Consider the following 13,560-nt stretch of genomic DNA (forward strand, 5'->3'; position numbering starts at 1 on the left):
GGGCAACAGTTCTCGTGACGGCTACTAGCGGTGTTTGAATACCGGTGGGCGTTTTTCGACGAACGCGGTCATGCCTTCTTTTTGGTCTTCGGTGGCGAAGGTGGAGTGGAAGACTCGTCGTTCGAAGCGGATTCCTTCGGTGAGGGTGGTTTCGAAGGACCGGTTGACGGCTTCTTTCGCCATCATCGCCACCGGGAGCGACATGTCGGCGATGGTGGTCGCGGTCTGCAGGGCCTCGTCGAGCAGGTCCGCGGCGGGCACGATCCTCGAGACCAGTCCGGCGCGTTCGGCTTCCTCGGCGTCCATGTTCCGGCCGGTCAGGCACAGTTCCATCGCCTTGGCCTTACCGACCGCCCGGGTCAGCCGCTGCGAGCCGCCGATCCCGGGGATGACCCCGAGTTTGATCTCGGGTTGCCCGAACTTCGCGGTGTCCGCGGCGATCAGGATGTCGCAGAGCATCGCCAACTCGCATCCACCGCCGAGCGCGTACCCGGCGACCGCGGCGATGGTGGGGGTGCGGGCCGCGGCCACCTTGTCCCAGGCGGAGAAGAAGTCGTCGAGGTAGACGTCCATGTACGACTTGGGTTGCATCTCCTTGATGTCGGCGCCGGCGGCGAACGCCCGATCCGATCCGGTGATCAGGATGGCCCCGATCTCGGAATCCTTGTCCAACTCCTCCACCGCGGCGACGACCTCGCGCATCAGCTGTGAGTTCAGGGCGTTGAGGGCCTTCGGGCGGTGCAGGGTGATGATCCCGACCCGGCCCTGACGGTCGAGCAGAATGGTCTCGAAATCGGTCACTGGTTCCCCCCGGCCTGCGCGGTCTGTGCGGTGGAGCGGTCGCGGATGTCGTTGACGATGGCCGAGAAGTCCTCGCCGCCGTGCCCGGCGGCGTGGAACCGGCGATACAGTTCGGCGGCCCGCAGCCCGAGGTCGGCCTCCACGCCGTTGGTGGTCAACGCGGTCGCGGCGAGACCGAGGTCCTTGTCCATCAACGCGGCCGCGAAACCGGGCTGGTAGTCGTTGTTGGCCGGGCTGGTCGGTACCGGTCCGGGCACCGGGCAGTTGGTGGTCAACGCCCAACACTGCCCGGACGCGTTCGAGGCGACGTCGAACAACGCCTGGTGACTCAGTCCCAGCTTTTCGCCGAGGACGAAGGCCTCGCTGACCGCGATCATCGACACCCCCAGAATCATGTTGTTGCAGATCTTCGCGGCCTGCCCGTTCCCGGGGTTGCCGCAGTGCACCACCTTCTTGCCCATCACCTCGAGCAGCGGCCTCGCGGCCTCGAAGTCCTCATCGGCACCGCCGACCATGAACGCGAGCGTGCCCGCGGCCGCGCCCACGACCCCACCGGAGACGGGGGCGTCGACCGAGCGGTGCCCGGCGGTGACGGCTTCGTCGTGCGCGGCGCGGGCGTCCGCGACGTCGATGGTGGAGGAATCGATGAACAGGGTGCCCGGCTTCGCGGCCGGCAAAATCTCCGCATACAGGCCGAGGACGAGCTTGCCGTTCGGCAGCATCGTGATCACGACCTCGGCCTCGCGGACGGCGTCGACGGCCGACTCGGCGACGGTGACACCGTCTTTCACTGCCTGTTCGAGGGCGGCGGGCGCGAGGTCGAAACCGACCACCGTGTGCCCGGCCTTGACGAGGTTGGCCGCCATCGGACCACCCATGTGGCCGAGTCCGAGAAATCCGATAGTGCTCATGATGCAGTCCCTCCTGGACGCGTATCGCTGGCCGAAGCAGCCGGAACGGCTGTGGCTGTTGCTGTGGCTGTGGGGGTGGGTGGGGTGAGGCCGAGTTCGAGGTCCCCGAGCGGGGCGAAGAACGCCTCGACCTGCTCGTCGGTCACCTCGTCGAGGGTGGCGGGGGACCACTGCGGGTTGCGGTCCTTCTCCACCACCTGCGCGCGGATGCCCTCGACCAGATCAGGGGAGGACAGGCAGGCCACGGACACCCGGAACTCCTCGTTGAGGACTTCCTCGAGGCTGCCCGCCGCCCGGGCCCGGCGCAACGATTGCAGGGTGACCGCGCACGCGGTCGGCGACTTCGACAGGATCTGCTCGGCCGCCTTTTCCGCCTCCGGCACCCCGCTGCCGCGCAGGCGGGCGACGATGTCGGGAACACTGTCCGCGGAGTAGGCGGCGTCGATCCACCCCTGCTGCGCCACCAGTTCCGAGGGCGGGGCGGGTTCGGTGAACCGGGCGAGGGCGTCGTCGACCGAGGTCTGTGTGAGTGCCTCGATAAAGCTGTCGATCTGCGCCGAGGGGAGGTAGTGGTCGGCGAATCCGCACGCGATCGCGTCCCCGGCGCTCAGGCGGGCGGTGGTCAACGCGATGTGGGTGCCCAACTCCCCGGGGGTGCGGGCCAGCAGGTAGGTGCCGCCGACGTCGGGGACGAACCCGATCCCGGTCTCGGGCATCCCGATCATCGACCGTTCGGTGACGACCCGGACGCTGCCGTGCGCGGAGACCCCGACGCCGCCGCCCATCACGATGCCGTCCATGATCGCCACATACGGCTTGGGAAAGTTCGCGATGGCCGCGTTCAGGATGTACTCGTCCCGCCAGAACTCCCGCGACCCGGTACCCCCCTCTCGGGCGTCGTGGTAGATCGACACGATATCGCCGCCCGCGCACAAACCCCGCTCACCGGCCCCGGTAAGTACCACCGCCCGCACCCGATCATCGTCGGACCAGGCGGCCAGGGCTGCCGCGATCTGCCCAACCATGCCGTGGTTGAGGGCGTTGATCGCCTTGGGCCGATTCAGCACCAGCCGGCCCACACCGTCCCGCGTGTCGACAATGACCTCGGGGGTCGTGGTGGTTGTCTCGCTCATGCCGCTCCTTGTTTTCCATGTCCGGCGCCCGCGACGATGCTGCGGGCGATGACGACCCGCATGATCTCGTTGCTGCCCTCGAGGATCTGGTGCACCCGCAGATCCCGGACGATCTTCTCGATGCCGTACTCGGCCAGATAGCCGTATCCGCCGTGCAGTTGCAGCGCCTTGTTGGCGACCTCGAAACCGGTGTCGGTGGCGAACCGCTTCGCCATCGCGCACAGCTCCACCACCTCCGGGGCCCCCTCGTCGAGGGCGGCCGCGGCCCGCCACAACAGGGTGCGGGCCGCTTCGAGTTCGGTGCGCATGTCGGCGAGCTGGAACTGCAACGCCTGCGAGTCGAGCAGCGGCGCACCGAACGCCTTCCGGTCCGCGAGATACGCGACCGCCTTCTCCAGCGCGGCCTGCCCACCACCGACCGAGCACGCCGCGATGTTGAGCCGGCCCCCGTTCAACCCGGCCATCGCGATCCGGAACCCACCGCCCTCCGTGCCGAGGAGGTTCGCCGCCGGCACCCGCACATCCTCGAAGATCACCTGCCGGGTCGGTTGGGCGTTCCAACCCATCTTCACCTCGTTCGGCCCGAACGAGAGCCCCGCCGACTCCTTCGGCACGATGAACGCGGAAATCCCCTTCGGCCCACCCTCCCCGGTGCGGGCCATCACCACATACACATCCGACGTCCCGGCACCGGAGATGAACTGCTTGACCCCATTGAGCACAAAAGAATCACCGTCGCGGACCGCCCGGGTGCTCAACGCCGCCGCATCCGACCCGGCACCCGGCTCGGTCAGGCAGTAACTACCCAACTGATCCATCGCACACAACCCCGGCACGAACGCACGCCGCTGCTCCTCGGTGCCGAACCTGTCGATCATCCACGTCACCATGTTGTGGATCGAAATATAGGCGGCGATCGACGGGCACCCCCTCGCGAGCTGCTCGAAGATCCGGGCCGCGTCCACCCGGGTCAGCTCCGAGCCACCCACATCCTCCCGGATGTAGATCCCGCCCATCCCCAACGACGCCGCCTTACGCAGCACATCGACCGGGAAATGCTTGGACTGATCCCACTCCACGGCATACGGCGCCAGATGCTCGGCCGCGAAGTCACGGGCCGTCTCACTGATCGCCCGCTCGTCATCGGTCAAGGTAAACATGGGGTTCCGATTCAGTTCATGGTGGGGATGACGAAGTGGTTGTCAGGAGCGGACCCTGCTTCCTTCTTGCCCGAGGGCCAACGCTGCGTCACGGTCTTGGTCTTGGTGTAGAAGCGGAACGAGTCGGGACCGTGCTGGTTGAGGTCGCCGAAGCCGGAGCGCTTCCAGCCGCCGAACGTGTGGTAGGCGATCGGCACGGGGATCGGGACGTTGACGCCGACCATGCCGACGTTCACGCGGTTCGTGAAGTCGCGGGCGGTGTCGCCGTCGCGGGTGAAGATCGCGACGCCGTTGCCGTACTCGTGCTCGGTGGGCAGACGCAGCGCCTCTTCGTAGTCGGCGGCACGGGCCACCAGCAGGACGGGTCCGAAAATTTCTTCCTTGTATACCCGCATGTCCGTGGTCACCTTGTCGAACAGGGTGGCCCCGGCGAAGAAGCCGTTCTCGTGGCCCTCGAGAGTGAACCCGCGGCCGTCGACCACGGCCTCCGCACCTTCGTCGATGCCGATCTGGATGTAGCTGTCGACGCGTTCGAGGGCGTCCTTGCTGACCAGAGGTCCGAAGTCGGCGTTCTCGTCGTCGCTGCGACCGATCTTCAGGCCGGCGACACGCTCCTTCAGGTTCGCGACGAGAGCGTCGGCCGTCTCCTCGCCGACCGGAACGGCAACCGAGATGGCCATGCAGCGCTCGCCGGCCGATCCGTAACCTGCGCCGATGAGCGCGTCGGCCACCTCGTCGAGGTCGGCGTCGGGCATGACGATGGCATGGTTCTTGGCGCCGCCGAAGCATTGCGCGCGCTTGCCGTGGGCAGCAGCGGTCTCGTAGATGTACTGCGCGATCGGGGTGGACCCGACGAAACCGACTGCCTTGATGCGGTCGTCGGTGAGGAGGACGTCGACCACTTCCTTGTCACCGTTGACCACGTTGAAGACACCGGCCGGCAGACCGGCCTCGAGGAACAGTTCGGCGAGGCGCAGCGGCACCGAGGGGTCGCGCTCGGAGGGCTTGAGGATGAAGGCATTACCGCACGCGAGGGCCGGTCCGGCCTTCCACAGCGGAATCATGGCCGGGAAGTTGAACGGGGTGATCCCGGCGACGACACCGAGTGGCTGGCGCATGGAGTACACATCGATGCCGGTGCCCGCGGACTCGGTGTACTCACCCTTGAGCAGATGTGGGGCGCCGACAGCGAACTCGATGACCTCGAGTCCGCGTTGGATATCACCCTTCGCGTCGGGAACGGTCTTGCCGTGCTCGGACGAGAGCAGGCGTGCCAGCGAGTCCATCTCGCCCTGCACCAACTGCAGGAACTTCATGAGGATGCGTGCGCGCTTCTGCGGATTGAAAGCGGCCCATTCGCGCTGCGCTTCCACCGCGTTGGCGATGATCGCCTCGGTCTCGGCCTTGTCTGCCAGCGGCACCCGCGACTGCACCGCACCGGTGTTGGGATCGTAGACGTCGCCAAACCTGTTGGAGGCACCCGGTACACGCTTGCCGCCGACGAAGTGGGATAGCTCTTGAACCATTGTGCGAACCCGTTTCTTGCTCGATGAATCAGGGAGTTCCGAATATGTAGCCCATCCTATAGTTGGATGTCCTTGCATGTCTAGAGGCGCCGGACGTCGTGAGCCAACCGTCAGTCACGCCGACGACTCACGGCTCGTCGGCAGACGGGAAGCGAACAACGAACCGGCGTTGCCACGGTGTCTCCACGGCACGGGGAGAATAGTGCCGGCGGACGTAGTCGACCGCCGCCGAGTTGGGCACTCCGTCGAGTACGGCGAGGCAGGCAAGCGCTGTGCCGGTGCGCCCGACGCCTCCCCCACAGGCGATCTCGACGCGATCCGACTCTGCGCGCGCCCACACTTCGCGTAGCGCAGCCGTCGCCTCGCTGCGATCGGACGGCAACCAGAAATCGGGCCAGCGAAGCCAGCGATGGTCCCACTCGACGGACGGCGGGCGGCGGCCCAGCAGATACAGCGCAAAGGTGGGATGGGGAGCGGGCGGAAGCGGGCGCCTCAGCCCCCGTCCGCGCACGCGTCGACCCGACGGAAGTTCCAGCACGCCGGCCGCGCCGGGCTGCCACGGATCGGTCACCGCACGACCATAACCCGCATCGTTCGCCCGTATGCCCGTCGACGAAACCGGCGCGCCTGGTTTACCAATCAAGGAACGGTGGTAACTCTTTGGTGGAGTCAGGCCGCCCGGTTTTCCGCGGACGCGACCCGACGAGGTGCGAACGAGGGGTGCCGGCATGACCGCGACGGTTGACGACCTTGCCCAGTCCACCGCTCGACTGCGGTCCGATCTGAACGCGTTCGAACAGCGGATCAAGGACCTGACCGAAGCATTCGACCTGCTCGACCGGAGCATGCTCACCAGCAGCGACGAATCCATGGTGCTCGAGGTGATAGACAACCTCAGTGACGCCCGTCTGGATTTGACCACCGCGGACCGGCACCTCGAGGCCGCTGTGCGGCACGTCGAGCGGCTGTCCTTGGCTTGACCGCAGCGGCAGCCACCGACTGCTACCCGTGAGGTTTGCCGACTCCACCGAGTGGGGATGCTCGCTCTGTGAGCGTATCCGCGCTGCATCCGGCCGAATTTTCGGGGAGGGTCGTCATGAACACAGTCACGTCCGGGCTCGTCGCCGGAGCTGCCGGGGTGACCGCACTCAACACGGTGACGTACCTCGACATGGTGGTCCGCGGCCGTCCCGCAAGTACGGTCCCCGAAGAGACGATCGATTCGGTCGCCGCGAGTCTCGGAGTTCGAATACCGGGGCGCGGAAGTGCCATGCAGTCCCGCCGGACGGGGCTGGGCGCACTCGGCGGAATTGCTGTGGGCCTGGGCATTGCAGTGGGCGCCGGCCTGGTCCGCCGCATTGGAGTTCGCTTGTCGCCGACAGCAGGTGCCGTAGCCATCGGTGCGGGTGCGATGGCTGCCACGGACATCCCGATCGCCGTCCGCGGCATCAGTGATCCGCGGAATTGGTCGGTCCAGGATTGGCTCAGCGACATCGTCCCGCATCTGGCATACGGCGCGGCCGTGCATGCAGTTCTCCGACAGCAGGACGTGAAGTTATCGCTTCTGTGACACCAACGCGTCGAGATAGCGCCGCGTCATCACCTTCTGCACTACCCGATTCGCGGGCCCACCGAGTCGGGTGAACCACCGGCCGGGCCGCGAGAAAGCGGAGATGCTTGCAACCACGGTGTCGTCCGGTCGGTGTTCGATGACGAATCGCTCTTCCCCCGTTTCCGGGTGTCCCTCGAGCGATCCGTAGGCGAAACCCTTGACACGCGGCTCGTCGACGACGTAGATCACCCGGCAACAGAAGGTGAGTCCGACCGGACCGATCCCCCACCGAAGCTCGACGGCGGCGTCGGGAGTCGCCGAAGGAGTATTGAGGCCGACCTTCACGTCGGCGCCGCGGTGCATCCCCCAGGTGAACAGCTGTGCGACGGCGGAGTCGAACACTGCGGAACCACGACCGATCACCTTCTGCTCGTCGAGATGGTGGTATCCACTCGGAAACGGAAGGTCGCGACTGGCGCCCACCTCGGTATAGGTGAACTCGCGCGTGTCACAGCGTTTGCGGCTGACGGCAGGCTCCTCCCGATCCCCGGTCGGGTCCGATGCCGACCGCACGAACGCCAGCCTAGTCCGGGTGCGGCCGGTGACGTATCGAAAGGATGTGCACCCGAGAAGTTGTCGAGTGGCCGAACCGCAATCGGATTAGGATTGCAGTGGACGTCATCCACTCGGAGGAGCACGCCATGAGCATCGTCGACAAGGCCAAGAACGCCTTCCAGCACGCTGCGGGAAGGTCCCGGGAATCGATCGGCCGGGCCACCGGAGACAACGAGCTGAAGAACATCGGCAAAGCGGACCAAAGGAAGGCCAGTGTGAAGAAGGCCGCCGAGCGAGTCAAGGACGTGTTCAAACACTGAGCCGGAGCAAGCTTTCCGGAGCGCCTCCCATCCGAACGCACCGTCAGGCACGACGGTGCGCTCGCGGTTGCGCGATATGTTGAACGGCCGCAAGACCTTCAGGAGTGCCGGGCCAATGCCGGGCAAGCGCGTGTGCGCCCGCTCGACGGGTCACCGAGCGTAGAACGAGAGCCACCACCAGTGCGTCATCGGCATATCCGATGACGGGAATGAAGTCGAGTCGATCGGTGCGTCAGCTCGTGCAGGGTCACCTACCGATTCTCCCGCACACGGCGGGGAGCACCACATCATCCAACGCCAGGATCAACGGAGATGCTGATAGAGCGTGTTCAGGTCCGCGATGGCGGCGTCCACCTCGCGCTCGTCGGCGCACACGGATCGGATCGCCTTGCGCAGCAGCAACGGGTCGAGGTCGTCGACCGCCGCCCGGAAGTCGGTGTCGGGCAGGGCGGGCAGTTGGGCGCTGTCACCGAACCAATCGGCGACATCTTCCTCGGCGTTGCCACCGCCGACTCCCTCGATCAGCATGTCGAGGTCGACCCCGCGCAGGGTCAGTATCTCCAGGGGGTTCTCGTCGATCCGCTCCGTGGTCAGATATGCGACCGCAGCGGCGTGCTTACACGGCCAGCCGTCGTCCGGACAGGTGCAGTCGTAGTGGAGCGCCGAAGAGCCGGACGGTAGCAGGAGCGGACCGAGAATTTCCGGCACCGCCCCACCCGCGAGCATCGCAAGGCTGCCGGGCTGTTTCCGCACCAGCGTGACCAATTCGGCGATCTCGTCCTCGTCGAGCCGGTCGATCGAGACGGTTGCGACGAACGGCTGAAGCTGGCTGCCTTGGACTTCGCCGGTCACCATCCCACTGCTGATTTCGAGAGAGACGACCTGTCCGCTGCGCGCGTAGCTGCGGCCACGGCTCATTCGCCCCTTGTCGCCGACGAACTCGATGATGTCGACCAGTTCCCGCCCCCACCAGGTGTGACCGAATGCTCCCCGCCGCGAGCGTGCTGCCAGGCCGCCCTGCACCGGTCGTCGTGAGCCGTACCGAGCGAAATGCGGTGCCGGTCGCCGATCCGTCATTCGCCGACCGCCTCGTCGCCGAGTCGCAGCAGCTCGCCGAGCTGTTCGGTGCTCATCTCCGTCACCCAATTCTCACCGGTTCCGACCGCGAGATCAGCCAACTCCTGTTTGGTCGCGATCATTGCGTCGATCCGTTCCTCGAGCGTGCCCACGCACACCAGTTTCCGCACCTGGACGTCTCGGCGCTGCCCGATGCGGAACGCCCGGTCGGTGGCCTGGTTCTCGACCGCCGGATTCCACCATCGGTCGAGGTGCACGACATGATTGGCCGCCGTGAGGTTGAGCCCGGTACCCCCCGCCTTGAGTGAGAGCAGCATGATCGGCGGTCCGCCGTCACCCTGGAATGCCGCCACCATGTCGTCGCGCTTCTGTTTGGTGACGCCTCCGTGCAGAAACGGCACGGCGGTACCGAAACGTTCCGACAGGTACGGTGCCACGAGATCGCCGAACTCGCGGAACTGGGTGAACAGCAACGCTTTCTCGCCGTCGGCCAGTACGGAGTCCAGGATGTCCTCGACAAGACCGAGCTTTCCCGACCGGTGCTGACCGCGGCGCGTCACCGCGGACCCGTCCCGCAGAAAGTGCGCAGGATGGTTGCATACCTGCTTGAGTTTGGTCAGCGCGGCAAGCACGGCACCCTTGCGCTTCATCCCCTTCTTGTCCTTGATCTGCGCCATCATGTCGTCGACCACCGCCCGATACAGCGCCGCCTGTTCCGCGGTGAGATTGGCGCGCACCGTCATCTCGAACTTGTCGGGGAGGTCGGCGATGACCGCCGGATCGGTTTTGACCCGCCGGAGCACGAACGGTGACGTGACGGCCCGCAGCCGGGCCACGGCGGTCTCGTCCTGTTCCCGCTCGATCGGAACGACGAAGCGTTTGCGGAACATCGCCTCGGAGCCGAGGATGCCGGAATTCGCGAAATCGAGAATGGAACGCAATTCGTCGAGCCGGTTCTCGACGGGTGTGCCGGTCAACGCCACCCGGTGCGCAGCGGGGATACTACGGGCAGCCCTGGCCTGGGACGTTTTCGAGTTCTTGATGTGCTGCGCCTCGTCGAGCACCACCCGGCGCCACTGCTGTTCCTTCAACTGCGCGAGGTCGCGTGCCAGCAACGCGTACGTGGTGATCACCAGGTCACTCGCGCCGACCGCAGCCGTCAGCTCCTCACCTGTCAGCCGTTGCGGGCCGTGGTGGACATGCACACGCAAGGTCGGAACGAAGCGGGCCGCCTCTCGTTGCCAGTTGCCGACCACAGACATCGGGCACACCAGAAGTGTCGGCGAAGGCGCGTTCTCGTGCGCCAGCAACGCCAGCAGTTGCAGGGTCTTACCCAGGCCCATGTCATCGGCGAGAACGGCCCCCAGTCCGAGCCTGCTCATGAACGCCAGCCAGTCGAGCCCCCGCTGCTGATACGGCCGCAAGGTGGCGTCCAGCCGGTCGGGGACCGGAACCTGCTCCGGCTGCACGTCGCCTTCGAGCAACGCGGCTGCCCACCCGCTCGCCGTCACCTCGTCCACCGGAAGGCGCGAGAGATCATCGGCGATGAGGTCTTTGATCAAGTCGACGATGGCACGGTCGCCACTGCCCTGCCGTTCCGTCACGTAGCGTGCCGCACGAGCGAGCACTTCGGAATCGGCCCGCACCCATTCACCGCGCAGCCGCACCAGATCGCTCTTGGAATTGACCAATCGAGTCATTTCGGCGGCCGACAGGACGGTGTCCCCGAGCGCCAGCTCCCAGTCGTACTGCACCAACTGGTCCTTGCCGACCGACCGGTTCTCCGCGCTCGCCGGGGTCCCCGGCGAACTGACCCGCAACCGCATGGACGGCGACGCCACACTCCAGGCCCGCGGCAGCAACAGGCTGATGCCCTTCTCCTTCAACGCGACCGCCCCGTGCCCGACCAGGTCGATCACGACCGCGGTAGGGAGGAACAGATCGAGGCTGTCGGGGTCGCTCGGCACGTCCTGCAGTCGCGGATACGCCGCCACGGCCTCCGTCAATTTGCGGACACCGATCTGGAGGCGGCTCGCGTCCGTGTGATGCAGGGGAATCGGAACCGGGGCTTCGCCTTCCGGACGCAGGCACACCTCCAGCCGCCACAGGGCGGTGTCCGGATCCCAGTCCCCCTCGACGTCGGCGTCGTCCGGTTCGAGCAGGCGCAACACCAGTTCGGGCTCGTCCACTGTGAGACTGTCGCGCCAGCGGTCGAGCGAACCCGACAGTTGCGGCGTTCCCTCGTCGTAGGAATCGCCGTGCACGAGCGCGGCGAGGAACGGATGCGGCGGATGGCTGCGCCGACCGTCGAGCAAGCGGTTGCCGAGAACATGACGGGTGATCGGGTCGGTCAGTTCGGTGACGAGGTCGTCCAGCACGGAGCGGGCGCCGCTCCCGTGGCGCTGCACCGGCGGCATCGCGACAGTGAGTTCGGTCAGCCAGGCACGCTGTCGTTCACCGCCGAGCAGTCGCCAACGCGGCCACCATGTGCCCTCCGCACGATGCGTCTCGGGGACCACCCGACCGGCACGCGCCCATCGCTCGATTCCGCGCACCGTATGGGCGAGGTACCGCAAATCGCCGGAGATCCGCGAATCCCACGGCGACACCGCCAGCAGGAACTCCGCGGCATCGGGCGGGGCCAAAGCCACCGCCGGCCACTCGACCAGCTCCGGACCCGAGGCCGCCGGCATCGGCACCTTGACATGGTGCCGGAACTTGCGCTGCAATACGCGGCCGACAGCATCGGCGGCGGACTCCTCCGCCACGAGATCCCGGTCCTCGACCCACAGCATGAGTCCCGAACCCGGTGTCCAGAGACCGTGCAGCATGGACCCATCCAATCAGGTGGAGCCGACAGCATTCGAAGTCCCTGCATTTCCCGTGTAACCGTGGCCGGTGCCGGACCGATGAACGAGGTGGCGGCTGTCCGCGCCGAAGCGCACCAGGGATCGCTGCCGGAACCACTGCAGTGATCGGAGGAAGACATGGACTTTGCACAGATTCTCGAAGGCTTGCTCGCCCTGCTCGAGGCGCTCGGACCCTTGATGGGCGGCGAGGGTGGCGGCGGGGGCGGCACAGGATCGTTGGGCGGCCTGTTCGGCAGCTCCTGACCTGTCGACAATGAGCCCGCCGGGATGCCCGGCGGGCCTCGTCGTGCCCGATCCTCGAACGCGCCGTCCGTGATAAGAGTTGAGGCGTGAGCACCGCATACGGCTTCCGCGAGTACGGCGGCCCCGAAACCCAGCAGTTCTTCGACGTTGCCGTCCCGTTCCCAGGCCCCGGACAGCTGCAGGTGGCCGTGCACGTGGCCGGGGTGAATCCCGCCGACTGGAAGGTGCGGGCAGGTACCCGCAAGGACACCGTGCCCGTCACGCTTCCGGCGGTGCTGGGCCGCGAGGTGGCGGGAGTGGTCACCGCGGTCGGTCCTCGGGTCGCCGACTTTGCGGTGGGCGATGCCGTGTTCGGCGCGACGGCCACCGGTTACGGCGGGTACGCCGATCACACGATGCTGAATGCATCGTCGACGGCACACAAGCCCGGGTCCGTCTCCTTCGCCGACGCCGCCACCCTTCCCGTGGCGGCAGGCACCGCCTACGACGCGATGTCCACGCTGAACCTGCCCGCAGGAAGCCGTTTACTCGTGATCGGTGCCGGCGGCGGCGTCGGGGTCGCTGCGCTGCAATTGGCGGCTGCCCGGGGCGTCACTGTTCTCGGAGTCGCGAGCCGGAGTAAGCGTGACGTGGTCGAGTCGCTCGGCGCGCAGTGGGTCGAGTCCGGCGCCGGGTTGGCGACGCGGATATCGGAGCCGGTCGATGCCGTATTCGACCTGGTCGGGGGTGACGCGCTGGCCGACGCGGCCCGGGTCGCCCGAGCTCCGGCCGCGATCGTCAGCGTCGGCGACCCGCTCGCTGCCCGTGATCTCGGCGGTTCGGGCGTGGAACGCCGACGCACCACCGCAGTCTTCGCCGAACTGGCTGCCCTGGTGGCCTCCGGTGTCCTCGACCCGCGGGTCACCCACCGCTTCCCTCTCGCGCAGGCGGGTGAGGCACTCGCGCTGGTCGAGTCCGGCCACGCCGCGGGCAAGGTCGTGATCGAGGTGGGTTAATCGCCCGCCGCTCGGCTCGTCCGGTCAGACAGCTTCGCGAGCGGCGGAGGGCCAGCGTGCGGACCGGCTGGGGGTCGGGCGGCACAGCTGACGGCCGTCGAGCGCGCCGACTCGGGCCAAGACCTGGTCGACCGCATCGACGAGCCAGTCGCCGTGCACGGTGACGAGTGGTTCCTCGGCGTCGACCGATCCGCGGCCGACGAAGTGCACCGTCCAGCCACCATCGGCGTCGGCATCCCGCAGGGCGCCGTCGGCCGTGGCGATCGCCAGGAGGTGACAGCCGAGCGTGAGATCGACGCGCACACCTACACCTGCCGCCGTCTCGACGAGGCGTGCGGGTCGATCTGTCGCCAGGGTGAGAGCGAGGAGAGCATCGTGGTAACGCCCGATTTTCGGTGAGCCACTCATGTTCGCCAC

Annotated in this window: 15 protein-coding genes and 1 pseudogene; 5 read left to right on the forward strand and 11 right to left on the reverse strand. The window is 67.0% G+C overall.

Going from position 1 to position 13,560, the window contains the following annotated elements:
• Window positions 1-24: 24 nt before the first annotated feature.
• From L1080_RS15030 to L1080_RS15055, 6 genes are all read right to left on the reverse strand, one after another.
• Window positions 25-801 carry an enoyl-CoA hydratase gene (locus tag L1080_RS15030; RefSeq protein ID WP_459031072.1) on the reverse strand — a complete coding sequence of 259 codons (777 nt, stop codon included), beginning with the start codon at window positions 799-801 and terminating at the stop codon, window positions 25-27.
• Window positions 798-1,712 (reverse strand): 3-hydroxyisobutyrate dehydrogenase, encoded by a 915-nt coding sequence (gene mmsB / locus L1080_RS15035; protein WP_250778093.1) that lies wholly within the window; start codon window positions 1,710-1,712, stop codon window positions 798-800. Before mmsB ends, L1080_RS15030 begins: the two co-directional genes overlap by 4 nt.
• Complete coding sequence (locus tag L1080_RS15040; protein ID WP_459031075.1) at window positions 1,709-2,845, reverse strand: enoyl-CoA hydratase/isomerase family protein; 1,137 nt, start codon at window positions 2,843-2,845, stop codon at window positions 1,709-1,711. The genes mmsB and L1080_RS15040 overlap by 4 nt, the downstream gene beginning before the upstream one ends.
• Window positions 2,842-4,005, reverse strand: a complete 1,164-nt coding sequence (locus L1080_RS15045; protein WP_250770191.1) for an isobutyryl-CoA dehydrogenase — start codon at window positions 4,003-4,005, stop codon at window positions 2,842-2,844. The genes L1080_RS15040 and L1080_RS15045 overlap by 4 nt, the downstream gene beginning before the upstream one ends.
• 11 nt (window positions 4,006-4,016) lie before the next feature.
• On the reverse strand, window positions 4,017-5,531 hold the full coding sequence (locus L1080_RS15050) for a CoA-acylating methylmalonate-semialdehyde dehydrogenase (RefSeq protein WP_250770194.1): 1,515 nt from the start codon (window positions 5,529-5,531) through the stop codon (window positions 4,017-4,019).
• A gap of 127 nt (window positions 5,532-5,658) precedes the next feature.
• A complete protein-coding gene (locus tag L1080_RS15055) occupies window positions 5,659-6,102 on the reverse strand; it encodes a protein-tyrosine phosphatase family protein (RefSeq protein WP_250770197.1) in 444 nt (147 codons plus the stop codon).
• Window positions 6,103-6,259: 157 nt separating this feature from the next.
• Between L1080_RS15055 and L1080_RS15060 the strand changes: the two genes are divergently transcribed.
• Together L1080_RS15060 and L1080_RS15065 are read left to right on the forward strand one after the other, a co-directional pair.
• Window positions 6,260-6,511 (forward strand): hypothetical protein, encoded by a 252-nt coding sequence (locus L1080_RS15060; protein ID WP_159921120.1) that lies wholly within the window; start codon window positions 6,260-6,262, stop codon window positions 6,509-6,511.
• A gap of 116 nt (window positions 6,512-6,627) precedes the next feature.
• Window positions 6,628-7,101, forward strand: a complete 474-nt coding sequence (locus L1080_RS15065) for a hypothetical protein (protein WP_159921118.1) — start codon at window positions 6,628-6,630, stop codon at window positions 7,099-7,101.
• Here L1080_RS15065 and L1080_RS15070 read toward each other — a convergent pair.
• Window positions 7,087-7,656 carry a DUF1990 family protein gene (locus tag L1080_RS15070; protein WP_308202133.1) on the reverse strand — a complete coding sequence of 190 codons (570 nt, stop codon included), beginning with the start codon at window positions 7,654-7,656 and terminating at the stop codon, window positions 7,087-7,089. The two genes, L1080_RS15065 and L1080_RS15070, sit on opposite strands and share 15 nt — an antisense overlap.
• A gap of 128 nt (window positions 7,657-7,784) precedes the next feature.
• Between L1080_RS15070 and L1080_RS15075 the strand changes: the two genes are divergently transcribed.
• On the forward strand, window positions 7,785-7,958 hold the full coding sequence (locus L1080_RS15075; RefSeq protein ID WP_250770200.1) for a CsbD family protein: 174 nt from the start codon (window positions 7,785-7,787) through the stop codon (window positions 7,956-7,958).
• Between the two features lie 43 nt (window positions 7,959-8,001).
• Here L1080_RS15075 and L1080_RS15080 read toward each other — a convergent pair.
• The 3 genes and pseudogenes from L1080_RS15080 to L1080_RS15090 all read right to left on the reverse strand — a co-directional run.
• Window positions 8,002-8,175 (reverse strand): annotated as a pseudogene (locus L1080_RS15080) (YkvA family protein); the annotation flags it as partial.
• An 86-nt stretch (window positions 8,176-8,261) separates the two neighbouring features.
• A complete protein-coding gene (locus tag L1080_RS15085) occupies window positions 8,262-9,035 on the reverse strand; it encodes an SWIM zinc finger family protein (RefSeq protein WP_159921116.1) in 774 nt (257 codons plus the stop codon).
• On the reverse strand, window positions 9,032-11,866 hold the full coding sequence (locus L1080_RS15090) for a DEAD/DEAH box helicase (protein WP_250770201.1): 2,835 nt from the start codon (window positions 11,864-11,866) through the stop codon (window positions 9,032-9,034). The genes L1080_RS15085 and L1080_RS15090 overlap by 4 nt, the downstream gene beginning before the upstream one ends.
• Window positions 11,867-12,022: 156 nt before the next feature.
• Between L1080_RS15090 and L1080_RS15095 the strand changes: the two genes are divergently transcribed.
• Window positions 12,023-12,148 (forward strand): hypothetical protein, encoded by a 126-nt coding sequence (locus tag L1080_RS15095; RefSeq protein WP_268962579.1) that lies wholly within the window; start codon window positions 12,023-12,025, stop codon window positions 12,146-12,148.
• A gap of 86 nt (window positions 12,149-12,234) precedes the next feature.
• Window positions 12,235-13,143 carry an NADP-dependent oxidoreductase gene (locus L1080_RS15100; protein WP_250770204.1) on the forward strand — a complete coding sequence of 303 codons (909 nt, stop codon included), beginning with the start codon at window positions 12,235-12,237 and terminating at the stop codon, window positions 13,141-13,143.
• A gap of 24 nt (window positions 13,144-13,167) precedes the next feature.
• On the opposite strand, the gene L1080_RS15105 is transcribed toward L1080_RS15100, so the two are convergent.
• Complete coding sequence (locus L1080_RS15105; protein WP_159921110.1) at window positions 13,168-13,551, reverse strand: hypothetical protein; 384 nt, start codon at window positions 13,549-13,551, stop codon at window positions 13,168-13,170.
• Window positions 13,552-13,560 lie beyond the last annotated feature (9 nt).

The organism is Rhodococcus sp. MSC1_016, from assembly GCF_023667485.2.
Classification (GTDB): Bacteria; Actinomycetota; Actinomycetes; order Mycobacteriales; family Mycobacteriaceae; genus Rhodococcus_F; species Rhodococcus_F oxybenzonivorans.

Excerpts from the sequence above, each read along its gene's own strand:
- mmsB (WP_250778093.1), bottom strand. The coding sequence starts at position 1,712 with ATGAGCACTATCGGATTTCTCGGACTCGGCCACATGGGTGGTCCGATG.
- L1080_RS15040 (WP_459031075.1), bottom strand. The coding sequence starts at position 2,845 with ATGAGCGAGACAACCACCACGACCCCCGAGGTCATTGTCGACACGCGG.
- L1080_RS15045 (WP_250770191.1), bottom strand. The coding sequence starts at position 4,005 with ATGTTTACCTTGACCGATGACGAGCGGGCGATCAGTGAGACGGCCCGT.
- L1080_RS15050 (WP_250770194.1), bottom strand. The coding sequence starts at position 5,531 with ATGGTTCAAGAGCTATCCCACTTCGTCGGCGGCAAGCGTGTACCGGGT.
- L1080_RS15060 (WP_159921120.1), top strand. The coding sequence starts at position 6,260 with ATGACCGCGACGGTTGACGACCTTGCCCAGTCCACCGCTCGACTGCGG.
- L1080_RS15065 (WP_159921118.1), top strand. The coding sequence starts at position 6,628 with ATGAACACAGTCACGTCCGGGCTCGTCGCCGGAGCTGCCGGGGTGACC.
- L1080_RS15075 (WP_250770200.1), top strand. The coding sequence starts at position 7,785 with ATGAGCATCGTCGACAAGGCCAAGAACGCCTTCCAGCACGCTGCGGGA.
- L1080_RS15085 (WP_159921116.1), bottom strand. The coding sequence starts at position 9,035 with ATGACGGATCGGCGACCGGCACCGCATTTCGCTCGGTACGGCTCACGA.
- L1080_RS15090 (WP_250770201.1), bottom strand. The coding sequence starts at position 11,866 with ATGCTGCACGGTCTCTGGACACCGGGTTCGGGACTCATGCTGTGGGTC.
- L1080_RS15095 (WP_268962579.1), top strand. The coding sequence starts at position 12,023 with ATGGACTTTGCACAGATTCTCGAAGGCTTGCTCGCCCTGCTCGAGGCG.
- L1080_RS15105 (WP_159921110.1), bottom strand. The coding sequence starts at position 13,551 with ATGAGTGGCTCACCGAAAATCGGGCGTTACCACGATGCTCTCCTCGCT.